The organism is Pseudomonas sp. B21_DOA (assembly GCA_030544685.1).
Lineage (GTDB): Bacteria > Pseudomonadota > Gammaproteobacteria > Pseudomonadales > Pseudomonadaceae > Aquipseudomonas > Aquipseudomonas fluorescens_AO.
Map to the genome: position 1 here is coordinate 2965108 of CP086683.1, position 23293 is coordinate 2988400.

The following is a 23293-nucleotide window of genomic DNA, read 5'->3' on the forward strand; positions in this document are numbered from 1 at the left end:
TACCTGTCGTACGTTTGAATTAGTTGGTTTTTCTTATTATTAACACATTGGTGTAAATAGGTTTGCGCCCGATTGAGTTATATCGCAAATGCAATTTCTGGTCCTCTCAATTCACATAGTTTGGCGGTGTGTTTGGTGATGGAGATTTTAACGGTTTTGTTTTCGGTGTTATGGTTAAACTGAATTTTTGCGGTGCTCTCCGAAAATCCGTCATTGATTATTAATGTTGTAATCCCGCTTGGGTACAGGTTGTTCTGGTTGTCGGAAAGCGCATATCTGCCACCGTGTGAAGCGAAACCCTCCAAGATACGATTTTCCACTTTGACAAGTTTGTCATTCTGCATCATATGAATCGCAGCGGTTGAACTGCCTTCTATTGAGAAATACATATTGGTGTTGGTTGTGAATGTGAAATAGCGGTCGTTTGGCATCTCGAAGAAGTCTGTACCGAAAGCAGACTTCGATCTAGACGCCTCTCCTGCGCCTGTCAGATAAATGACGCCGTGTTCTCCATTCTTTCTCGGTTCGCCCTGATTCTTTTGCCCGTCGAATCTAAGGGAGACGTTCGCCATAATGTCCCAACTCCAATTTTCCTCAATCAATATCTTCGGGCTTGTTGAGGAGTAGGTCACTGCGCCGGCATCTTTTTTGATTTCGACTATGTTCGTGTCGGCACCTGTCAACATCAGGCTGGTAGAATCTGAAATGTACGGGCTTTCCATGTTGTAATTGTTTGTTTTGAGTTCGGTCGTGGTGGGAGTTCCCATGCTTCCACCTTGCCATGAACTGACCTTTTTCCATGTGGGATCTGTCATGCTGGTGCGCGTCCATAGTTCGGGCTCTAAAGCGAGGGTCTCCATGCTTAGTAAAGCGAAGGGAAGTTTATTTGATGCGGTCACTTGGTTGCTCATTGGATTTTCCTGAAAGAAGATATGGTTTGCTGATTCGCACAAGCGCGTCGCTGTTTGCAAATCCAAGCTAGACCGCTTGAAATCGAGAATCTACTGTCATTTCTGACAGTCCCGATGAGCGGTTGGTATTGGTTCGATTAGCGGTTGACAGATGTCGACATCCGACGGAGGTTTATCAGAGAGTCTCGGTTTTGAGCACGTACTGTCGGTCTTGCAGACTGTTTGCATGTTGCGACCGTTTTTATTGAGTCGAGCCTGATGCACCACGACTACCAAGCCCTTTCGTTTTGCATGTCATTGAACCTGTTCATGATTTATCTGCAACCAACGGTTGTAACTTCATCTCAGACAGGTACAATGGCGCGGCTCGCCGACAGGCAAGCGTCGTTATGGTGACCCCATCGGTCCCCCGCAACGATTACCCGTGAACCTGGTCAGATCCGGAAGGAAGCAGCCACAGCGGGAACATTGTGTGCCGGGGTGTGGCTGGTGGGGGCACCACCTTAACGAACCAAAGGCTGCAAACAGAACTGCATGGGTTTCGCCCACTGCGGTTTTTTATGCCTGCGATTTGGCCTTTGGCGTTGATCCGCCATCAGAAACGCGCGGAACAGCAGCGCAGCGTCCCGGTGCCCGTGCGGCTGTCGAAGCCGAACAGTGGCATACTCCCTCGCCTGGCAACGAGAGGTAAGGCAAGTGGCTGAAATTGACGATCTGACCCGAGAGAAACTGCGCGAATGGCAGTTACGTCGTCTGGAAGTCAAAGCGCAGATGCAGGATCAGCCCGAGCGCACCCTGGAGCTGTCGCGAGTGCTCGACCTGATGGACGAAGAGCACGCCGCGATTCTGGCGGCATCTGCCGCTTTCAACGCGGCCCAAGAGAGCGAACAGCCGGATCCGGTGGAGGTACAGTCGACCATCGTTGAGCATGAATCAGCCTTGGCAACCGGGAAATACGATCTGCATCTCCAGGCCACCGCTCAAAGCCCTGAACACCTGCGCAAACTGTTGGAAATGGCGCTCTACGAAGTGCAGGCGCAGATTGACGCAGGCCCGCTGACGACCGGCGCAAATCGACGCGGCATGTCCGGAACCCTGGGCGATTACTCCTTCGAACTGCGGCTCGCCCCGAGGCTGGCAGTGAGGGATGTTTGCCGCCCGTTCATGAACTGCACGACAAGAATGACCAGGACTGATCTGGTGTTGTATTAAAGCCCAGGCGGCGAGGTTGTATGCACCCGGAACATTTTGACTTGGCCACACCACTCCTTCTGCCGATCACACATGATGCGTGTACGGCGTTGTTGCAGCCCGACGGTGACGCGGCACTGGCCAACCTGAGCGACCCGGAGCTGGCGGCGGTGCTGGTCATCCAGAACCTCGCCCAGGCCACGGAACAGGACTTGAGCGCTAGCGCTGCGGAGAAGATCCTCGCCAGACTCATTGACTGGTCTGTCACCACTCGGCGCTCCGGCTCGGCGGGACTGCTTGCAGAGGCGCGGCGTCTGTTCGATTCGCGCAAATTGTACTTCGGCCTCAATGCGCTCAAAGGCCTGAACCTGCGGTTTCTCATGGCCGATGAGGTCGCTGCGCAGCACTACCTGTTGCCCGATGGGCAATGGGATGTCGACTTCAAGATTCGCCATCAGCAACAGAACAACCCGTTCCGCCAGCAGATGGTCACGCCTCGCGAGCGCGAACACTGGTTGAGCGCGGCGCAGGACAAGCTGCTGCGGACTTTTCGCGCCAACCTCGACGAAGACCTGCATGTGCAGGGTTATGCGGGGATCGGCAAGAGCTACATGCTCAGCGCGCTGATCGAGTGCCTGCGCTCGAAACGCACGCTGGTACTGGCGCGCACCCCGGCGAAACTGGCGACATTGCGCAAGCACATCGTGCAGGTGCATGACACGGAAATCGGCCAGACCTTTTTCGAATTTGCCCAGGCGCAGTTGCTTGGCCCGCGCCTGCATGTGGCCAAGGCCTCGAATCGGCTTCCGAGCAAACAGGCGCTGGCGCAGGAGCTGAATATGTTCGGCTTTCGCCACCACGACGGGCCGGGCACCCTCGAGGTCTGTCTGCGCGTGCTAGAGCTGTACTGCGCCTCAAGAGACCACACGTTGTCCGCCAGGCACTTGCCGCACTTCCAGCAGCCCTTGACCGGCGCAGACTCGCAAGCGCTGCTGGAGTACTCCAGCCGTCTTTGGATGTATCTGCAGGCCAATCCGGCCTGGGCCAGCCAGAGCGGGTTTCAGACATTGTTGATGATCAAACGCGCCAGTCTCGCCGGTTGCCGCGTCCCGCCGCGCTACACCCATGTGATCATCGATGAAAGCCAGGATGTGCCGGCGTCGCTGCTGCAAATCATCGAGCGCGGGCAGCAGGTGCTGATCACCCTCGGCGATGAATATCAGCAGGCCAAGGGCGAGCCGCTCAAGCGCAAGCGTGAAGTTCGCCAGAGCGATATCTGCTATTCGGTGCGCTCGGGGCGCAATGTCGAGCGCCTGGTCAATCCACTGATCTCGCGCCATACGCAGAAGAGCAAAGTGCCGTTCGAAGGTGCCCGTCACGCCGACGTCGATATCGAGTACTACCCGCAAGCCTTCGTGCCACCCGAAGGTTGCGTGGTGCTGACCGCGTCACCGTGGGACACAATGATGTGGGCCATCCACCTGCACGATTCCAGTTGCGCCTTCAGTTTCCCCGACAGGGAAGCGCAGGATGACATCAAGCATTTCATGGCCACCGCCATTGAGCTGTTCCGCCGCGATTTCTATAACGCCGGGTCCAGCGAGAAAGGACCGCACCCGTATTTCAGCGACATGGCTGACTGGCAGCAGGTGCGCGCCGCCAACCAGTTCGATGAAGCCTTTTTGTGGATCGAAGCACAGTTGCAAAACGGCTTCATGATTGCCGACTTGACGCGACTGAGCCAGAAGATCATCGAACCGGGCAGGGCCTGTCTGTTGATGATGGCGGAGCAGGCCGGCGGCATGGAGTTCAGGCGCGTGCTGTTGACGCGGGCGTTGCTCAGTAACGAAAAATTCAAGGACGCCTACGAGTTCGATCAGCGCATCTGTGCCGTGTACATCGCCATTTCCCGCGCCCGACAGCAGCTTTATCTGCCTTACGACGTGGTCGAGTGGATCGACTTTCACGATTATCAGAAATTCCGCGAATCGCACGGTTATTGACCCGGCCAACCCTGTGGGAGCGAGCCTGCTCGCGAAGACGTCGGCGTGTTCAACAACTGTGTCGCCTGATATACCGCTTTCGCGAGCAGGCTCGCTCCCACATGGGGTTAGGGTGTGGTTGATGAGGCGCCGGTGTAGAGCCGGATAATGTCGTCGATCTCGCCCGACATCTTCATTCGCAGCAACGTGCGCAAAATTCGCTGCACCGGCACCTTCGGGTCGTTCCTCACATAGCAACCGATATTCTGCTCCTGCAGTACCGCGACCCCTCGCAACTGCTGCTCCGGCAACAGGCGCTGGTTGGTCCAGTCCAGCGTCCACTGATTGCTCACCGCGTAGCGGTAGCGTCCGGCGAGGAGCTTTTCCAGCACCTGTTCCTGATTGCGCGCGTCTTCGCGTTGCAACTGGTCGGCGTCGAACAGCGGTTGCAGGGTAGGGTAGCTGTAGCCGAGAACGGTGCCGATGGCCTGGCGCGGCAGCTGGGCGGGATTGATCTGCGCTGACTTATCCTCGCGGCTGATCAGCAGGTCGCGCTGGAACCACAGCGGTACGCTCCAGATGTAATCGCCGGACTGATTCGGCAGCCACGACTGTGCGGCATAGCAGCGCACGTCGATGTCGCCGTGCTCCATGGCGCTCTGGACCCGCGCGCGCGGCAGGACGATGAATTGCGCCGGCGCGCCGACCTGGGTCGCCAGGCTGAGCAGGATGTCGTGCAGGATGCCCTGGGTCGGTCTGCCGCCTTGCAGTTGCACCATCGGCATCGCCCAGCTATCCGGCACGGCGAAGCGCAACGGCGCTTGCGCGGCCATCGCGTTGAGGCTGATACCCAGCAATGCCACCACGGCCCACCGCATAGACGCTCCGGTAATTCCCCATCCCGAGCTGATAAAAGCCTCTGCTGATGCAGCTTAGCCATATTAGACGAGGACACCGGATGCAATTTTGCCCTTGCTCCGCTAGCATTAGCCGCTTCTGCTTCCTTCGCTGCGACGGTTTTCGATGAGTTATCAGGTTCTTGCACGTAAATGGCGTCCGCGCTCGTTCCGCGAAATGGTCGGCCAGACCCATGTGCTCAAGGCTCTGATCAATGCCTTGGACAGCCAACGGCTGCACCACGCCTACCTGTTCACCGGGACGCGCGGGGTCGGCAAGACCACCATCGCGCGGATCATTGCCAAGTGCCTGAACTGCGAGACCGGTATCACCTCCAGCCCCTGCGGCGAATGTTCGGTGTGCCGCGAGATCGATGAAGGGCGTTTTGTCGACCTGATCGAGATCGACGCCGCCAGCCGCACCAAAGTCGAGGACACCCGCGAACTGCTCGACAACGTGCAGTACGCGCCAAGCCGTGGGCGCTTCAAGGTCTACCTGATCGACGAAGTGCACATGCTGTCCAGCCATTCCTTCAATGCGCTGCTGAAAACCCTTGAAGAGCCGCCGCCCTACGTCAAGTTCATCCTGGCGACCACCGATCCGCAGAAACTTCCGGCAACGATTCTTTCGCGCTGCCTGCAGTTCTCCCTGAAGAACATGACGCCCGAGCGTGTGGTCGAGCATTTGACTCACGTGCTGACCGCAGAAAACGTACCGTTCGAAGACGATGCACTGTGGCTGCTCGGCCGCGCGGCTGACGGCTCGATGCGTGACGCCATGAGCCTGACCGATCAGGCCATCGCGTTCGGTGAAGGCAAGGTGCTCGCTACCGACGTGCGCGCGATGCTCGGCACGCTGGATCACGGTCAGGTCTATGACGTGCTGCATGCACTGATCGAAGGCGATGCCAAGGCGCTGCTCGAAGCCGTGCGGCATCTGGCCGAGCAAGGCCCGGACTGGAACGGCGTGCTCTCGGAAATTCTCAACGTGCTGCACCGCGTGGCCATCGCTCAGGCGCTGCCGGAAGGCGTCGACAATGGCCACGGCGACCGTGATCGCGTATTGGCCTTGGCCCAGGCACTGCCGGCCGAAGACGTGCAGTTCTATTACCAGATGGGCCTGATCGGTCGCCGCGATTTGCCGCTGGCGCCGGACCCGCGCGGCGGTTTCGAAATGGTCTTGCTGCGGATGCTCGCGTTCCGCCCGGCGGATACGGCGGACGCGCCGAGGCAAGCGCTAAAGCCAGTGGGGATCAGCCAGGCCACAGTTGATTCCGCAAACTCAGTGGCTGCCGCGCCGAAGCCTGCGCCGGTGGTCGCTGCGGCTGTTGCGCCCACACCTGCGCCCGCACCCGTAGCGGCGCCGGCTGCCGAGCCAGAACCCGTTGAGCCAGTTGTCGAAGCGCAACCGCAGCCTGAGCCGGTCGCTATCGAGGCCGTGGTCGATCTGCCGTGGAACGACCCGGTGGAAGCCGAGCCCGAGCCCGCGCCGCTCCAGCAACCCGCCGTCGAGCCGGTACTGGAAACCGCCGGCGAGCAGCCTGAACTGCCGCCGATGCCGCTGCCGACCCCGGACAGCGTGGTGCCGGATGCGCCGGAGTGGGCCGCTGCGCCAATTCCCGAGCCGTCCGTCGCTGACGTCGATGCCGCTACGCCAGGCATGGACATGGACGACGAACCGCCGCTGGACGAGGATTACATCGAGCCGGACATGGATTCGGCCTACAGCTACCTCGACGAACTGGCCAGCGAACACGCCGCCGATCCCGAACCTGAACCCGAGCCGGAACCTGCTGCTGCGCCGGCAACCGGTCTGGCCCTGCAATGGCTGGAGCTGTTCCCGAAACTGCCGATTTCCGGCATGACCGGCAGCATCGCCGCCAACTGCACGTTGATTGCGGTCGATGGCGATCATTGGCTGATGCACCTGGATCCGGCCCACAGTGCACTGTTCAACGCCACGCAACAGCGTCGTCTCAATGAGGCGTTGAACCAGTTCCACGGGCGCACGCTGACGCTGACCATCGAGCTGATCAAGCCCGAGCAGGAAACCCCGGCCCAGGCCGCCTCGCGCCGCCGCGCCAACCGCCAGCGCGAGGCGGAGGAGTCGATCCACGGTGATCCGTTCATCCAGCAGATGGTTCAGCAATTCGGCGCGGTGGTGCGAAGCGATACTATTGAACCTGTCGACGCCTTGGTCACCCAAGGCTAATAACTGAAGGTGCTCGGCCTCGATGGCCGGGCGCTGTTTTATCCAAGTACGTTTGAGGTGATTCCCATGATGAAAGGTGGCATGGCCGGCCTGATGAAGCAGGCGCAGCAGATGCAGGAAAAAATGGCCAAGATGCAGGAAGAACTGGCCAACGCCGAAGTCACCGGCAAGGCCGGCGGCGACATGGTCACCGTGGTGATGACCGGTCGTCACGACGTGAAAAGCGTGAGCATCGACCCAAGCCTGGTCGAAGGCCTGAGCGAAGACGACAAAGAGATGCTGGAAGCCGTGGTCGCCGCCGCCGTCAACGACGCCGTGCGCAAGATCGAAGCCAACAGCCAGGAAAAAATGGGCAGCATGACCGCCGGCATGAACCTGCCAGCGGGTATGAAACTGCCATTCTGATTCGCCATTTGGCGGCAGATGGGCTACACAAAATGCCAGGCATCGCGCCTGGCATTTTTGTTTCTGCCTGATGGGCATGTGCCTCCAGACTGACGCTTTCGCGAGCAGGCTCGCTCCCACATTTGGAATGCATTCCCCTGTGGGAGCGAGCCTGCTCGCGAATGAACTCACCTCGGCACAACTGAAGAAACATCGAACACACCACCGCTACCAAGGTCTGCTCCCTATACACCGAATTCCCCATTCACAGGAGACGCTGACATGTCCGACCCTCTCACCCTCAACCAACGTTTCGTCCTCGCCTCGCGCCCGACCGGCGCGCCAACTCCGGAGAACTTTCGTCTGGAGCGTGAGGCGCTGCCGGATCTGCAGGACGGTCAGGTGTTGCTGAAAACCCTGTACCTGTCGCTCGACCCGTACATGCGCGGACGTATGAGCGACGCACCGTCCTACGCTGCGCCAGTGCAGATCGGCGAAGTCATGACCGGCGGCGCCGTCAGCCGGGTCGAGCAATCCAATCATCCGAAATTTCATGTTGGTGATCTGGTGGTCGGCGCGACTGGCTGGCAGAGCCACAGCATCAGCGACGGTCGCAACATCATGCCGATCCCGGCCGGCCTGCCGAGCCCGTCGATGGCCCTCGGGGTGCTGGGCATGCCAGGCATGACCGCGTACATGGGGCTGATGGACATTGGTCAGCCGAAAGAAGGCGAAACCCTGGTGGTGGCTGCGGCGTCCGGCGCCGTCGGCTCGGTGGTCGGCCAAGTGGCGAAGATCAAAGGCCTGCGCGCGGTCGGCGTAGCCGGTGGGGCCGAGAAGTGCAAATACGTCGTTGAGGAGCTGGGTTTTGATGCCTGCATCGACCACAAGGCCGACGACTTCGCCGAGCAACTGGCCAAGGCCTGCCCCAACGGCATCGACATTTATTATGAGAACGTCGGTGGGCACGTGTTCGACGCGGTCGTGCCGTTGCTCAATCCCAAGGCGCGCATTCCGTTGTGCGGCCTGATCGCCGGCTACAACGCCGCCGAAGCGCCGACCGGCCCGGATCGCCTGCCGATGCTGCAACGCACTTTGCTCACCAAGCGTGTGCGTATTCAGGGCTTCATCGTCTTCGACGATTACGGTGATCGTCAGCCGGAATTCATCAGCCACATGGTGCCGTGGGTACGCGACGGCAAGGTGAAATTCCGCGAGGACGTGGTCGAAGGCCTGGAGCAGGCGCCCGAGGCGTTCATCGGTCTGCTGGAAGGGCGCAACTTCGGCAAACTGGTGGTTCGGGTCGCCCAGGACTGAGGATTTGACGCTGGCCAGAGGCGCGGGTATAAACCGCGTCTCGTTGTTTAGTCGGACTGTGTACCCATGAGCTTCAGCCCTTTGATTCGCCAACTGATCGACGCCTTGCGCACTTTGCCGGGCGTGGGTCAGAAAACCGCTCAGCGCATGGCGTTGCAGTTGCTCGAACGTGATCGCAGCGGCGGCACCCGTCTGGCGCAGGCCTTGAGCCAGGCCATGGAAGGCGTCGGCCATTGCCGCCAGTGCCGCACGCTCACCGAAGATGACCTGTGCCCGCAATGCGCCGACCCGCGCCGCGATGACACGCTGCTCTGCGTGGTCGAAGGGCCGATGGATGTTTATGCGGTGGAGCAGACAGGTTTCCGTGGCCGCTATTTCGTGCTCAAGGGGCATCTGTCGCCGCTGGACGGCCTGGGGCCGGAAGCGATCGGCATTCCGCAATTGATGGCGCGGATTGAAGAGGCGGGAACCTTTACTGAAGTCATCCTCGCCACCAACCCGACGGTCGAAGGCGAGGCGACGGCGCATTACATCGCGCAGTTGCTCAACAACAAAGGTCTGGTCGCCTCGCGGATTGCCCACGGCGTACCGCTGGGCGGTGAGCTGGAGCTGGTCGATGGCGGCACGCTGGCGCATTCGTTTGCCGGGCGTAAACCTATCTCCCTGTAAGTCTCTATCGCCCTTTCGGGCCACATCGCTGGCAAGCCAGCTCCCACAGTGTTGGATGTGACCCACAGCATATGTGTCCATACCGAACCCTGTGGGAGCTGGCTTGCCAGCGATGGCCGCGCCGCGGTCCATCTGATTCACACAATTTCATTGATAACCAAGCAAGCGCTCGGTTAACGTCGGCGAACCCTTCCGTGGAGCTCGCCCATGCCTGCCTTTCAGGAATACTTCGACCCCAGCCATCAATTGGTCCGCGACAGCGTCAGGCGTTTCGTCGAACGCGAGATTCTGCCGGACATCGATCAGTGGGAAGAAGCCGAAAGCTTTCCCCGTGAGCTGTACCTCAAGGCCGGTGCGGCGGGCATTCTCGGTATCGGCTATCCCGAAGCGCTTGGCGGCAGCCATGAGGGCGATCTGTTCGCCAAGGTCGCCGCCAGTGAAGAGCTGATGCGCTGCGGCTCTGGCGGCCTGGTGGCGGGGCTGGGCTCGCTGGATATCGGCCTGCCGCCGATCGTCAAATGGGCGCGGCCAGAAGTTCGCGAGCGGGTCGTTCCCCAAGTGCTCAGCGGCGAGAAGATCAGCGCCCTGGCGGTCACCGAGCCCGGCGGCGGTTCCGACGTCGCCAGCCTGCAAACCCGCGCCGTGCGAGACGGCGATTTCTACCGGGTCAGCGGCAGCAAAACCTTTATCACCAGCGGCGTGCGCGCCGATTTCTACACCGTCGCGGTGCGCACCGGTGCGCCGGGGTTCGGCGGTATCAGCCTGTTGCTGATCGAGAAGGGCACGCCGGGTTTCAGTGTCGGTCGGCAATTGAAGAAAATGGGCTGGTGGGCGTCGGATACCGCTGAATTGTTCTTCGACGATTGCCGCGTGCCTGTAGGAAACCTCATTGGCGCAGAGAACATGGGCTTCGCCTGCATCATGGGCAATTTTCAGAGCGAACGCCTGGCCCTGGCATTGATGGCCAACATGACGGCGCAATTGGCGCTGGAGGAGAGCCTGAAGTGGGCGCGCGCGCGTGAGGCATTTGGCAAACCCATCGGCAAATTTCAGGTGATCAAACATCGCCTCGCCGAAATGGCCACGGCGCTGGAAGTGTCGCGCGAGTTCACGTATCGGCAAGCGGCAAAAATGGCGGCGGGGCAGAGCGTGATCAAGGAGATTTCCATGGCGAAGAACTTCGCCACCGACACGTCTGACCGGATCACCACCGAGGCGGTGCAGATTCTCGGCGGGCTCGGTTACATGCGCGAAAGCCTGGTGGAGCGGCTGTATCGGGATAACCGCATTCTGTCGATTGGCGGCGGGACGCGGGAAGTGATGAACGAAATCATCAGCAAGCAGATGGGACTCTAAAAGCAAAAGATCGTCCGATGCATGATCGTTCCCACGCTCTGCGTGGGAATGCAGCCCGGACGCTCCGCGTCCCTATCGCAAGCTGGAACGCAGAGCGTCCCTTGAGGCATTCCCACGCGGAGCGTGGGAACGATCAATCTTTAGATCTTGATTATTTATCAGTCAAAGCAAACTGCGTCAGGCAGAACGTCGGGATGCCCATGTCCTGCAAGCGCTGCGAACCTTGCAGCTCGGGCAGATCAATGATCGCCGCCGCTTCATGCACCCGCGCGCCCATGCGGCGAATCAGGTTGGCCGCTGCAATCAACGTCCCGCCGGTAGCGATCAGGTCATCGAACATCACCACCGAATCGCCTTCACACAGGCTGTCGGCGTGCACTTCCAGAAACGCTTCGCCGTATTCGGTGGCATATCCTTCGGCGAGCACGTCCGCCGGCAGTTTGCCTTGTTTGCGGAACAGTACCAGCGGTTTGTTCAACTGATAGGCCAGTACCGAACCGATCAGAAAACCACGGGCGTCCATGGCGCCGATGTGGGTGAAGTCGGCTTCGACGTAGCGGTGGGCGAAGCTGTCCATCACCAGGCGCAGCGCCGTCGGCGACTGGAACAACGGGGTGATGTCGCGAAAGATCACACCCGGTTTCGGGAAGTCGATCACGGGGCGGATCAGGGATTTGATGTCGAAGGAGTCGAAGACCATCGGGGTGTCCTGGCAGGGCTGCAAACGGCGCAGTATACCCGCGGCTGAAACGATTCGCTCAACCGCGGGTCGTGGTCAGCCTTCGATCGAGCCGCCGGCCAGCGCGCACAGCTGGATCGGGTCGAGAATATGGATCTCCTTGCCCTCGGCGGCAATCAGCTCGTTCTGCTGGAAACGGGTGAACACCCGCGACACGGTTTCCACCGCCAGGCCCAGGTAATTGCCGATTTCATTGCGCGACATGCTCAGGCGGAACTGGTTGGCCGAGAAGCCGCGAGCGCGGAAGCGGGCCGACAGGTTGACCAGGAAGGTCGCGATGCGCTCGTCAGCGGTCTTCTTCGACAGCAGCAACATCATTTGCTGATCGTCGCGAATCTCGCGGCTCATCACCCGCATCAACTGGCGGCGCAGTTGTGGCAATTGCAGGGCCAGTTCGTCGAGGCGCTCGAAAGGGATTTCGCAGACAGAAGTGGTTTCCAGCGCCTGGGCCGACACCGGGTGTTTCTCGGTGTCCATGCCCGACAGTCCGACCAGTTCACTCGGCAGGTGGAAGCCAGTCAGTTGCTCTTCACCGGCATCGCTCAGGCTGAAAGTCTTCAGGGCGCCGGAGCGAACCGCATAAACGGAATCGAAGGTGTCGCCCTGGCGGAACAGGAACTCGCCCTTCTTCAGCGGGCGGCCGCGTTTAACGATTTCGTCCAGCGCGTCCATGTCTTCCAGATTCAGCGAAAGTGGCAGGCAGAGCGGGGCCAGGCTGCAATCCTTGCAATGGGCCTGGTTGTGAGCGCGCAGTTTGACTGGCTCGGACATTTCTTCAATCCTTGTGGGAAACACACATAAGCCGTAAGGGTAACTCACGCGAGGACATTCAGGCCAGCACGCGGCGGCGTTGTCCCACAGACATAAAGCCGCAGCACCTGCGGCCGATAAACAGCTATCAGCATCCATTCAGGGAAGGCCCCGATGACCGCCATTGGCACGCTAGGCCCCGGTAGCAGCGGCGTTGCTGCCGCGCCGGAGATCAACAATACCGACGCTGCGATCAACCGCGATGACGACTTGTCGAACACGGCAACCCCGACCTTGGTCGAGGGCGTCAAAGTGTCGCTGTCTGGCGCGGCCATCGCCAAATCCGCTGCTGTCGGCGGCGAGAACAGCGACGTCGATAACAGCGGCTTGCCGGAGAACATTCAGCAATTGCTGAAGATGATCCGAAAAATCCAGAAGGAGATCATCGAGAAGAAAGCGCGCATGGCGGCGGTCATGTCCGACAGAACGCTTTCCGCTGAAGAAAAGATCAACAAGCTCGCCGCATTGCGTGGTGCCATCGCCGCGCTCAACAGTGGCCTGATCACCGCCAACCTCGCCTTGTCGAAAGTGATGAACCAGTCGGCGCTGACTCCTGAACAGAATTTCAAGGTCGGCTCGTTGCTGAACAAACCTTAAATCACTCGGGAAAAACGCTGGCGGTTCTGCTGCTCAAGGTACGCATCGAAGACCATGCATACCGAACGCACCAGTAATCGGCCCGCCGGCAACACCTCGATGCGCTCGCGCTCGAGTTTGATCAGGCCATCCGCGGCCATGCCTTGCAGTTGCGGCCACAGCGCGCCGAAATAGCCCTGAAAATCGATGTTGAACTGCTGCTCGATTTCAGCGAAATCGAGTTTGAAATTACAGATCAGCTGCTGAATCACCGCGCGGCGCAAGCGATCGTCGGCGTTGCACACCAGGCCGCGACTGGTCGCCAGTTGCGCGCTGGCGAGGCTGTTCTGATAAGCCGTGAGGTCGCTGCTGTTCTGGCAGTACAAATCGCCGATCTGGCTGATCGCCGACACGCCCAGACCAATCAGGTCGCAGTGACCGTGGGTGGTGTAGCCCTGAAAGTTGCGTTGCAGGGTGTGTTCTTCCTGAGCGATCGCCAACTCGTCATCGGGCAGGGCGAAGTGGTCCATGCCGATGTAACGGTAACCGGCAGCGGTCAGTTGCTCGATGGTGCGCTGGAGCATTTCCAGCTTGTGCACCGGGTTCGGCAGTTCGCTGCTGTTGATCCGCCGTTGCGGCATGAAGCGTTCCGGCAGGTGCGCGTAGTTGAATACCGACAGACGATCCGGTTGCAGGCTGATCACTTCCTCGACGGTGCGAGCGAAATTGTCCGGTGTCTGCTTTGGCAGGCCGTAGATCAGATCAATGTTGATCGAGCGAAATTGCAGGGTTCGCGCCGCATCGATCACCGCGCGGGTTTCTTCCAAGCTTTGCAGGCGATTGACCGCGCGCTGCACCGCCGGGTCAAGGTCTTGCAGGCCAATGCTGACCCGGTTGAAACCCAATTCGCGCAACAGGCCCATAGTCGACCAGTCGGCTTCGCGCGGGTCGATTTCGATGCCGTAGTCACCAGAATCGTCATCGAGCAGATTGAAATGCTTGCGCAGGTGCGCCATCAGCTGACGCAATTCATCGTGGCTGAGAAAGGTCGGTGTGCCGCCACCGAAATGCAGCTGCTCGACTTTCTGCGCCGGGTCGAGGTGGCAGGCGATCAACTGGATTTCCTGCTCGAGCCGTTGCAGATACGACTGCGCACGCCCGCGATCCTTGGTAATGACCTTGTTACAGGCGCAGTAGTAGCAAATGTTCGCGCAGAACGGCACATGCACGTACAGCGACAACGGCCGCTGCGCCTTGCGGCTGTCGCGCAGGGCATGGAACAGGTCGAAAGTGCCGACCTGACCGTGAAATTGCACGGCGGTCGGATATGAGGTGTAGCGTGGCCCCGCCAGATCGTAGCGGCGGATCAGATCAGAGTCCCAACGAATGGCGTCGAGCATGCGGGCATTCCCCGGATAGGCTGGCAGTGTGGCGAGTCTATCGGGGGCGGCGATGGGGCTGTTGATTTGCATCAACAGGGGAGGTGTGTTGATCCTGCGGGCCTCTTCGCGAGCAAGCTCGCTCCCACAGATTTTGTGTACGCCTCAAATCCCCTGTGGGAGCGAGCTTGCTCGCGAAGGCCACGCCGCTGGTTTAATGGCCCATAAGCCAATGCTGATGCGGCCCGGGCAAGGTCCACAAGCCAAACAGAATCACCAGCAAGCCACCCGCCATGCGCACGCTGCGTTTGCGCAAAATGGCCGTGACCCGTTCAGCCGCCAGCCCGGTGGCAAGCAGTACCGGCCAAGTACCGAGGCCAAAAGCGAGCATCAGCAACGCACTGTCCAGCGCATTGCCCTGGCTCGCGCTCCACAACAGCGTGCTGTAAACCAGTCCGCACGGCAGCCAGCCCCACAGCGCACCGAGCAGCAAGGCGCGCGGCAGGCTGGAAACCGGCAGCAAGCGATTCGCCACCGGTTGAATGAAGCGCCACAAACCGCGCCCGAGCGCTTCGATACGGGTCAGCCCGCTCCACCAGCCGGCCAGATACAAACCCATGGCGATCAGCAGTAACCCGGCCAGTACGCGCATGAACAGCGCCGCCGGACTGTTGGCGACGGCCCATCCGGCCAGGCCGATGAGCAATCCCGCCGTGGCATAACTGAGAATCCGCCCGAGGTTATACGCCAGCAACAGGCGAAAGCGCCGGCTGCGCTGCTCTTTGGGGATCGCCAGGGTCAGCGCGCCCATCAGGCCGCCACACATGCCCAGACAATGGCCGCCACCGAGCAGACCGAGGATCAGCGCCGAGACCAGCAGAGGCGCCAGTTCAAGCATGGGGTGGCGCCTTGTCGTCCGGTTTGCCGGCGTTGGCTTCGTCCACTGCAGCGGTGTGGTTGGGATCCTGATCGTCAAACAGGATGCTGTGCGCCGGGCCGTCGAGGTCATCGTACTGACCGCTGTCCACCGCCCAGAAGAAGATGTACACGGCGATGGCGACGATGAGCAAGGCAGCGGGAATCATCACGTAGAGAGCTGGCATGGGTAACTCCAGGCTCGCGCGGCTCAGGCCGGCAGCGGGCGGGTTTGGGTCGGGCTGCTGGCGGCCGGCGCGCTCGGCAGGCGAGTCAGGCGCAGGGCGTTGAGCACCACGGTCAGCGAACTGATCGACATGCCGACCGCCGCCCACACCGGAGTGATCCAGCCGAGGGCGGCGAACGGCAACATGAGGCCATTGTACAGCGCCGCCCACAGCAGGTTTTCGATGATTACCCGGCGCGTGCGTCGCGCCAGTGTGAAGGCTTGCACCAAGGCGTCGAGGCGGTTGGACAGCAACACCGCATCGGCGCTGGTTTTCGCCAGATCGGTGGCCGAGCCCATGGCCACGCTGATGTCGGCCGCCGCCAATACCGGCACGTCGTTGACGCCATCACCGAGCATCAGCACCTTGCGCCCTTCCTTGTGCAGTTGTTGCAGCACGTGCAGTTTGTCATCGGGGCGCAAACCGCCACGGGCCTCGTCGATGCCCAGTTCGGCGGCGACACTGGCGACCATCGGCGAACTGTCGCCGGACAACAACAACGTGCGCCAGCCGCGCGCCTTGCAGGCCGCGAGCAGAGCGGGGGCGTCGTCACGCAGGCGATCGTCAAGCACCAGCCACGCCAGCGGCCCGTGGCTGTCGGCGAGCAGCAGCCATTGCCCGGCTTCATCGGGCAGCGACGGCAGCGCCGCGCCGCTCAGGGCACAGGCAAATTCGGCCTGACCGATGCGCAAGCGTTGCTCACCGACCACGCCTTCCAGGCCCAGCCCCGGTGTACTGTGCACGTCCTCGGCGGCCAGTGGCGCACGGCCGAACGCCCGGGCGATCGGGTGCTCCGAACGGTTTTCCAGCGCAGCAGCGAGGCTCAGGCATTGCTCACTGTCGAGCGCGCCGAGCGGGCGAATCGAGCGCAGCACCAAGCGGCCTTCAGTGAGCGTGCCGGTCTTGTCGAAGATCACTGTGTCGATCTGGTTCAAGCCTTCCAGCACATGGCCACGGGTCAGCAGCAGCCCGAGTTTGTGCAGGGTGCCGGTGGCGGCGGTGAGGGCGGTCGGCGTCGCCAATGACAGCGCGCACGGGCAGGTCGCCACCAGCATGGCGAGGACGATCCAGAACGCCCGAGAGGAATCCAGTTGCCACCACAGCAGGCCGATCACTGCTGCCGCAATCAGCGACAGCAGGAGGAACCATTGCGCGGCGCGGTCGGCGATTTCCGCCAGACGCGGTTTCTCCGCCTGAGCGCGATCGAGCAGGCGCACGATCGCGGAAAGACGCGTGTCCTGTCCCAGCGCCTGCACTTCGACGGTCAATGCGCCTTCGACGTTGAGCGTGCCTGCAGTGACCGCATCACCGAGCGTGCGTGGCTGTGGCAGGTATTCGCCGGTCAGCAGCGATTCGTCGATGCTCGACTGGCCGTCAATGATCTTGCCATCGGCCGGCAGAATCGAGCCCGGCTGCACCAGAATCCGCTCGCCTACGCGCAATTCGCTGAGCAGGATGCGTTCGCTCTGACCGTCGCTATCCAGGCGCAGGCACGAGGCCGGCAACAGGTTGACCAGTTGCGCAGTGGCGGCAGCGGTGCGTTCGCGGGCGCGGCGTTCCAGATAACGCCCGGCGAGCAGAAACAGCGCGAACATGCCGACCGCATCGAAGTACAGCTCGCCGCCGCCGGTGATCGACGTCCAGATCCCGGCGATATAAGCGCTGCCGATCGCCAGCGATACCGACACGTCCATGGTCAGGTGGCGGGTGCGCAAATCGCGCATCGCGCCTTTGAAGAACGGCGCGCAGCTGTAGAACACGATCGGCGTGGTCAAAAACAGCGCGACCCAGCGCAGGATCGTATGCAGCTCGGGGCTGAGGTCGATGTTGAATTCCGGCCATGTCGCCATGGTCGCCATCATCGCCTGAAACCACAGCAGACCGGCGACGCCGAGCTGGCGCAGGGCCAGACGATTCTCGCTGGCCAGTTGTTCGCTGGCGCGATCGGCTTGATAGGGGTGGGCGGCGTAACCGATGTGGCGCAGTTCGGCGAGGATCTGGCTCAGTGGCAGTTGTGCATCGGCCCAACGCACGTGCAGACGGTGATTGGACAGGTTCAGCCGCGCTTCGGCGACGGCGGGCAGGGTGCGCAGGTGTTTCTCGATCAGCCAGCCGCAAGCGGCGCAACTGATGCCTTCCATCAACAAGGTGGTTTCAGCGAGGTCGCCTTCGTGGCGGACGAAGGGTTGCTGCACGTCGGCGCGGTCGTACAGCGCCAGTTCATCAGTCAGTTGCACCGGCAGCGCTTCGGGATTGGCCGAGGCTTCGCTGCGATGCTGGTAATAGCTTTCCAGACCACCGGCGACGATGGCCTCGGCCACGGCCTGACAGCCCGGGCAGCAGAACTCGCGGGCCTGCCCGAGGACGACGGCGGTGAAGCGACTGCCGGACGGGACGGGCAGGGCGCAGTGGTAGCAGGGGGTTGGGCTGGTCATGGTGCGCGTTCCGATGATCGTTCCCACGCTCCGCATGGGAATGCCTCCCCGGACGCTCCGCGTCCGCTTCGGCTGGGACGCGGAGCGTCCTGGCTGCGTTCCCACGCAGAGCGTGGGAACGATCAGAGTAAAAGGCTTAGTTTTTCAGGTCTTCCGCACCCTGCAATGGCTCATCACCCAGCAGCAGTTCCTTGTCATGGCTGACCAGCTCTTCTTCAAACATGCGCCACACGTGCTCATCCTGGCTGCCAAGCAACTCGACAAACCGCCGACCTTCAACCTTGTCGCTCAACTGGCCGATGTAGCGCCCGCTCTCGCTTGCGCTGCGGGTCAGCACGATCTTGCGATCCTTCTCCGGCTGGGTCGGCGAGATCAGGTTCAGCTCCAGGGTTTGCGGCTGGCTGTCACCGCTCAAGCGCAAGTCGACTTCACCGGTCACGTCATCCAGATGCACCGCCGCACGCAGTTTCAGGGTCTGCGCCAGCAACTCGCGATCCAGTGAACGGTTGATGCCTTTACCCGCTTCGTAATAGTTGTCGTTGACCAGATTGTCCGGGTTGTTCACCGCGATGGTCACCATGGACAGGGTCAAGGCCACCGAGCAGGCGAGGATGGCGATGATGATCCACGGCCAGAGGTGCTTGTACCAGGGACTTGCGGCGTTTGCAGCGGGCATGTTCAAAATTCTCTCAACGGATTTGTGGGCCGATGAATCGGCTCTTGGCTTCAACGTGGACGCTGTCGTCATCGGCGTCCTTGAGGATGAATTTCACCTCGTTGGTGCTCGATGGCAGTTGTTCCGGCGCGCTCGACAACTCGACCGGCATGCTGACGATATCGCCGGCGGCCACCTTGATCTCGCGCTTGCCTTGCAGGCGCAGGTCCGGCAGGCCCTCGGCTTGCAGCAGGTAGGTGTGGTCGCGCTGATCCTTGTTCATGATCTTCAGGCTGTAGACGTTTTCGATCCGCCCTTCAGCGTTTTCGCGGTACAGCACGCGGTCCTTGCTGACATCGAATCCGACCAGCGAGCGCATGAAGAACGCGGCGACCAACAGGCTGATCATTGCCAGCAGCACCACGGCGTAACCGATCAGGCGCGGACGCAGTTTATGGGTTTTCTGCCCGGAGAGGTTGTGCTCGGTGGTGTAGCTGATCAGCCCGCGCGGGTAATCCATCTTGTCCATGATGCTGTCGCAAGCGTCGATGCACGCAGCGCAGCCGATGCACTCGATCTGCAGGCCATCGCGGATGTCGATGCCGGTCGGGCAGACCTGCACGCACATCGTGCAGTCGATGCAATCGCCCAGCCCCAGCGCCTTGTAGTCGATGCCTTTCTTGCGCGGCCCACGGCTTTCGCCACGGCGCGGGTCGTAGGAAACGATCAGCGTGTCCTTGTCGAACATCACGCTCTGGAAGCGCGCATACGGGCACATGTAGATGCACACCTGCTCACGCAACCAGCCGGCATTGCCGTACGTGGCGAGGGTGAAAAAACCGACCCAGAAATACGACCAGCCATCAGCCTGGCCGGTGAAGAACTCGATGACCAGGTCGCGGATCGGCGAGAAGTAGCCGACAAAGGTCATGCCGGTGACGAAACCGATCAGCAGCCACAACGAGTGCTTGGCCAGTTTGCGCAGGAATTTGTTGGCGCTCATCGGCGCCTTGTCGAGCTTGATGCGCTGATTGCGGTCGCCTTCGGTGACCTTTTCACACCACATGAAAATCCACGTCCATACGCTCTGCGGGCAGGTGTAACCGCACCAGACGCGCCCGGCATAGACGGTGATGAAGAACAGGCCGAATGCAGCAATGATCAACAGACCGGAGAGCAGGATGAAATCCTGTGGCCAGAAAGTCGCGCCAAAGATGAAGAACTTGCGCTCCGGCAGGTTCCACCACACCGCCTGATGGCCGCCCCAGTTCAGCCACACCGTGCCGAAATACAGCAGAAACAACGCCGCACCGCCGAGCATCCGCAGATTGCGGAACAGGCCGGTGAAAGCACGGGTGTAGATTTTTTCTCGTGAGGCATAAAGGTCGACGCTGTTGTTCGCGTTCTTGCTCGGCGGCGTGACGTCGTGTACCGGAATCTGATTGCTCATCATTGCATCCCACGGCAGTGGAAAAATGCCTCGGTCGATACGTGCCAACCGAAGTCAAAAAGGGCTGTTGCAGTAGCGCGATGATACGCCTGCCGCTCTGGCTCAAGGGTGCGACCTTTGGTCGCGTTGGGTAAAAAATGCAGATGGTGTAGCGATTGCGCGAAAGCCTGACGCAGATCAATTGACTTGTTGAGTATGGACGGTTTTGCCGAAGCGGCTAGTTCATCTTTTCAATCGCATGTTCAAGTCGCAGGCGTTGATTTCGCAAAGTTGAATGATATCTGGCACTCGTTATCACTGCCATTACAAGTCCTAACAGGTTCCAATGGCGCCGCATGTTGTAAGTCGTCGGGTCTGAAATATATAAACTTGATTGTTGTTAGTGAATGCTTTGAAATTTTCGCTGTATTCGCATAAGTTTTGTTCTCGCGAAAATTCTTTTGCGCATCGACGGTTAACTTAAATGGAATTTAAAGCATGACTTTGAATAATCTAATGAGCCTCTTTATCAGTGCGTGCCTGGTCGCTTCGGCTATTTCCGCTCAGGCTGCTACTGACATGCCGAAACACATGGTATTTGCTTCGGATACTCAGTATCCGTGGACCGACAAGACCGATAGTCGCGAGCCCGAATCGGATTCAGACTTCAAGGAACGCTCGAAATGGCTGGTTGAAACCCAACTCGCGAGCATTGCCGAATTCAGAAATCAACACGGCTCTCAAACGCAGGTTCCTTTGATGATCAATGGCGATATAACCGCTTTTGGGCATGGTTGGCAGCGGTCTTATATGAAGGCCACTTTGAACAAGTATTTCGCTGGTGATTATTTGTATGGGTTGGGTAATCACGATTATGAAAATAACGTCGACGATTGCTTTACCAATAGCTGTGCTGCCGGGAGTATCGTCGAGTTCAAGGAGCATCATGAGCGTAAAGTCGATAACTTCGATCTGAAGATAGCCAGCGGCTTTCTGGGCAAGACGTATTCCGGAAGCCTCGCCTATTCGAAAAATATCGGCGAAGTGCATATGGTTCAGCTCAACAACGAGCCGACCTACACCGCCCGGATTGCTCATCCATTGAATCCGACGACATTTGAAATCAATGATGCCCTTGACTGGCTCGAGACCGATCTGAGACTGGCCCGAGCGTCGGGTTACGCCATCATCATCAATATGCATAAACCGTTGGACCACAAGGGGAGCTATACGCAACAAAAACGCTTCCGCGATATGGTCAACAAATATCAAGTGACGGCGATCTTTGCTGGCCATTTGCATAAGGATGGCGGTGATGAGTATCAGGAGGGGAACGTGCCTGTTTACCTGAGCGGCAGTACCTCTCAGCAGACCTATCTGACCGCTAGCTTCACCGAGGACCGCAAGCATCTGCAGGTTTATCTGGTGGAAAACAACCAGTGGCGCAATCGGACGTTGATCGACACCACGGCGGTGCATTCAATCTTTGCACAACGCCCATGAAAAACGCCCCGCCGATGATCGGGCGCGGGGTGTCTATCTACCAGTTATTCGCGGCGATCCATGGGTTGATCAGAGGGACGCCGCTGAGCTGGAAGTCGGCAATTTTTCGCAGCTCGGAAACTACATGGGTATCCAGTAGAAACATCAGCAAAGATCCACGCTGCGAGGCGTGATGACGGTGCGCTCGGGTTCGCCCTTGTCAGAGCAGTCGACCGCCGCCGAGGCCGTCAAGTCCGCCACCGTTACCGGGGCTGTTCATGGTCTGCTGCGAAACCTCCGGTAACGGCTTGGCAGAGGTTCGTTCGAATCTTGCCCTGTGGGCAGAGCTGGTGTGAGGCTGATTCTGCTGCGTGCGTTGATCATTTTTCGACATTAGGGCTTCATCCTTGAAGTGGACCCGATATGGCTTATCGGGGCCGAAAAACCTACCGGGCATCGCAGCTCAGGTCCATTGAACAAACGTTTCGAATCATGAATGCCGGCATGAAAAAGGCCCCGTCAATCTCATTGGCGGGGCCTTTTACGCTTCAAGCGCTGGCGTTATTCGGCCTGCGCTTCCGCTGCTTTTTCACCATGTGACAAGCTGTAAACATACGCCGCCAGCAGGTGCACCTTGTCGTTGCCCTGCAGTTGTTCCTGCGCCGGCATCTGGCCCTGACGGCCGTAGCGGATGGTCTGCTGCAGTTGCGCGAAGCTCGAGCCGTAGATGAACGCGCCCGGATGGGTCAGGTCAGGCGCGCCCATGGCCGGCGTTCCTTTGCCGGCAGGGCCGTGGCAAGCCACGCAGTTGGCGGCGAAGAGTTTCTGGCCATTGGCCGGGTCGGCCTTGGCGCCTTCCGGCAGCTTGCGCCCGTCGAGATTGGTCACCACGAAGGCGGCTACGTCAGCCACGCCTTGCTCACCGATCACTTCAGCCCACGCCGGCATCACCGCGTGGCGGCCGCCCATGATGGTGGTCTTGATGGTTTCCGGCTCGCCGCCCCAGCGCCAGTCGGCGTCGGTCAGGTTGGGGAAGCCATAGGCACCCTTGGCGTCGGAACCGTGGCACACCGAGCAGTTGGACGCGAACAGACGGCCACCCATCTTCAGTGCTTGCGGATCCTTGGCGACTTCTTCGATCGGCATCGCCGCGAACTTGGCGAAAATCGGACCGAAGCGAGCGTCGGAACGGGCCATTTCCTTTTCCCACTCGTGGACGCCGGTCCAGCCGGTCTGGCCGTTGGCGAACGCGGTCTGCTTCTCGGTATCCAGATAATTGTAGCCCGGCAGCAGACCTTTCCAGTTGCCCAGACCCGGGTACAGCACCAGGTAACCCAGGGCGAACACGATGGTGCCGACGAACAGCATGAACCACCATTTCGGCAGTGGGTTGTCGTACTCCTCGATCCCGTCGAAGGAGTGGCCGACCGTCTCGTCCGTCTGTTCGCTGCGCTGGCCCTTGCGGGTCGACAGCAGCAGCCAGGTCAGGGCGAAGATCGTACCGAGACTGAGGACTGTGACGTACAGACTCCAGAATGTAGTCATTCTTTGTTACTCCTAGAAGCTTGCTCGACGTGCTTGATGGCTTCGGGATCATCGGCAAAAGGCAGCATGGTCGCGTCGTCGAATTCCGACTTGCGCTTGGGGCTGAACACCCACAAGGCCAGACCGATGAAGGCCACCATCACGACCACGGTGCCCAGGCCTCGAATCATCCCGATATCCATC

General features: G+C 60.1%; 21 protein-coding genes and 1 other RNA gene. 10 read left to right on the top strand and 12 right to left on the bottom strand.

What is annotated here, in order from left to right; translation table 11 throughout:
- Positions 1-77: 77 nt before the first annotated feature.
- Positions 78-911 (bottom strand): hypothetical protein, encoded by an 834-nt coding sequence (locus LJU32_13580; protein WKV91002.1) that lies wholly within the window; start codon positions 909-911, stop codon positions 78-80.
- A gap of 399 nt (positions 912-1310) precedes the next feature.
- On the opposite strand from LJU32_13580, the gene ffs reads away from it, so the two are divergent.
- The 3 genes from ffs (at position 1311) to LJU32_13595 (ending at position 4105) form a co-directional block, all read left to right on the top strand.
- An RNA gene (ffs, locus tag LJU32_13585) (signal recognition particle sRNA small type) lies at positions 1311-1406 on the top strand.
- 201 nt (positions 1407-1607) lie between these two features.
- Positions 1608-2123, top strand: coding sequence for a hypothetical protein (locus LJU32_13590; protein WKV91003.1), 516 nt, complete (start codon positions 1608-1610; stop codon positions 2121-2123).
- Positions 2124-2143: 20 nt separating this feature from the next.
- Positions 2144-4105, top strand: a complete 1962-nt coding sequence (locus LJU32_13595) for a hypothetical protein (GenBank protein ID WKV91004.1) — start codon at positions 2144-2146, stop codon at positions 4103-4105.
- A 107-nt stretch (positions 4106-4212) separates the two neighbouring features.
- On the opposite strand, the gene LJU32_13600 is transcribed toward LJU32_13595, so the two are convergent.
- Positions 4213-4962, bottom strand: a complete 750-nt coding sequence (locus LJU32_13600; protein WKV91005.1) for a transporter substrate-binding domain-containing protein — start codon at positions 4960-4962, stop codon at positions 4213-4215.
- A 145-nt stretch (positions 4963-5107) separates the two neighbouring features.
- On the opposite strand from LJU32_13600, the gene dnaX reads away from it, so the two are divergent.
- The 5 genes from dnaX (at position 5108) to LJU32_13625 (ending at position 10918) form a co-directional block, all read left to right on the top strand.
- Entirely contained in the window at positions 5108-7192 is a 2085-nt protein-coding gene (gene dnaX, locus LJU32_13605; GenBank protein ID WKV91006.1) for a DNA polymerase III subunit gamma/tau, read from the top strand.
- Between the two features lie 66 nt (positions 7193-7258).
- Complete coding sequence (locus LJU32_13610; protein ID WKV86926.1) at positions 7259-7597, top strand: YbaB/EbfC family nucleoid-associated protein; 339 nt, start codon at positions 7259-7261, stop codon at positions 7595-7597.
- A 261-nt stretch (positions 7598-7858) separates the two neighbouring features.
- Positions 7859-8893: an NADP-dependent oxidoreductase gene (locus tag LJU32_13615; protein WKV86927.1), complete on the top strand. Its 1035-nt coding sequence runs from the start codon at positions 7859-7861 to the stop codon at positions 8891-8893.
- A 66-nt stretch (positions 8894-8959) separates the two neighbouring features.
- Positions 8960-9562 (top strand): recombination mediator RecR, encoded by a 603-nt coding sequence (recR, locus tag LJU32_13620; GenBank protein ID WKV86928.1) that lies wholly within the window; start codon positions 8960-8962, stop codon positions 9560-9562.
- 207 nt (positions 9563-9769) lie between these two features.
- Positions 9770-10918 carry an acyl-CoA dehydrogenase family protein gene (locus LJU32_13625; GenBank protein ID WKV86929.1) on the top strand — a complete coding sequence of 383 codons (1149 nt, stop codon included), beginning with the start codon at positions 9770-9772 and terminating at the stop codon, positions 10916-10918.
- A 151-nt stretch (positions 10919-11069) separates the two neighbouring features.
- On the opposite strand, the gene LJU32_13630 is transcribed toward LJU32_13625, so the two are convergent.
- Together LJU32_13630 and fnr are read right to left on the bottom strand one after the other, a co-directional pair.
- Positions 11070-11618, bottom strand: a complete 549-nt coding sequence (locus tag LJU32_13630; GenBank protein WKV86930.1) for an adenine phosphoribosyltransferase — start codon at positions 11616-11618, stop codon at positions 11070-11072.
- A gap of 75 nt (positions 11619-11693) precedes the next feature.
- Complete coding sequence (gene fnr / locus LJU32_13635) at positions 11694-12428, bottom strand: fumarate/nitrate reduction transcriptional regulator Fnr (GenBank protein WKV86931.1); 735 nt, start codon at positions 12426-12428, stop codon at positions 11694-11696.
- Positions 12429-12581: 153 nt separating this feature from the next.
- Here fnr and LJU32_13640 point away from each other — a divergent pair, with 153 nt between their 5' ends.
- On the top strand, positions 12582-13064 hold the full coding sequence (locus LJU32_13640) for a hypothetical protein (GenBank protein ID WKV86932.1): 483 nt from the start codon (positions 12582-12584) through the stop codon (positions 13062-13064).
- Here LJU32_13640 and hemN read toward each other — a convergent pair.
- The 6 genes from hemN to ccoG form a co-directional block, all read right to left on the bottom strand.
- On the bottom strand, positions 13061-14443 hold the full coding sequence (gene hemN / locus LJU32_13645) for an oxygen-independent coproporphyrinogen III oxidase (protein ID WKV86933.1): 1383 nt from the start codon (positions 14441-14443) through the stop codon (positions 13061-13063). The two genes, LJU32_13640 and hemN, sit on opposite strands and share 4 nt — an antisense overlap.
- A 193-nt stretch (positions 14444-14636) precedes the next feature.
- The gene (locus tag LJU32_13650; protein ID WKV86934.1) at positions 14637-15320 is read right to left on the bottom strand and encodes a sulfite exporter TauE/SafE family protein; all 684 of its coding nucleotides are present in this window, start codon (positions 15318-15320) and stop codon (positions 14637-14639) included.
- Positions 15313-15525, bottom strand: coding sequence for a cbb3-type cytochrome oxidase assembly protein CcoS (gene ccoS, locus LJU32_13655; GenBank protein ID WKV86935.1), 213 nt, complete (start codon positions 15523-15525; stop codon positions 15313-15315). Before ccoS ends, LJU32_13650 begins: the two co-directional genes overlap by 8 nt.
- A 23-nt stretch (positions 15526-15548) precedes the next feature.
- Complete coding sequence (cadA, locus tag LJU32_13660; GenBank protein ID WKV86936.1) at positions 15549-17999, bottom strand: cadmium-translocating P-type ATPase; 2451 nt, start codon at positions 17997-17999, stop codon at positions 15549-15551.
- Positions 18000-18135: 136 nt separating this feature from the next.
- The gene (locus LJU32_13665; protein ID WKV86937.1) at positions 18136-18675 is read right to left on the bottom strand and encodes a FixH family protein; all 540 of its coding nucleotides are present in this window, start codon (positions 18673-18675) and stop codon (positions 18136-18138) included.
- A 13-nt stretch (positions 18676-18688) separates the two neighbouring features.
- Entirely contained in the window at positions 18689-20104 is a 1416-nt protein-coding gene (ccoG, locus tag LJU32_13670) for a cytochrome c oxidase accessory protein CcoG (GenBank protein WKV86938.1), read from the bottom strand.
- 477 nt (positions 20105-20581) lie between these two features.
- Here ccoG and LJU32_13675 point away from each other — a divergent pair, with 477 nt between their 5' ends.
- Positions 20582-21586 carry a metallophosphoesterase gene (locus LJU32_13675; GenBank protein ID WKV86939.1) on the top strand — a complete coding sequence of 335 codons (1005 nt, stop codon included), beginning with the start codon at positions 20582-20584 and terminating at the stop codon, positions 21584-21586.
- 540 nt (positions 21587-22126) lie between these two features.
- Here LJU32_13675 and ccoP read toward each other — a convergent pair.
- Together ccoP and LJU32_13685 are read right to left on the bottom strand one after the other, a co-directional pair.
- Positions 22127-23110 carry a cytochrome-c oxidase, cbb3-type subunit III gene (gene ccoP, locus LJU32_13680; protein WKV86940.1) on the bottom strand — a complete coding sequence of 328 codons (984 nt, stop codon included), beginning with the start codon at positions 23108-23110 and terminating at the stop codon, positions 22127-22129.
- Positions 23107-23292 (bottom strand): CcoQ/FixQ family Cbb3-type cytochrome c oxidase assembly chaperone, encoded by a 186-nt coding sequence (locus LJU32_13685; protein ID WKV86941.1) that lies wholly within the window; start codon positions 23290-23292, stop codon positions 23107-23109. Before LJU32_13685 ends, ccoP begins: the two co-directional genes overlap by 4 nt.
- Position 23293: the final 1 nt, after the last annotated feature.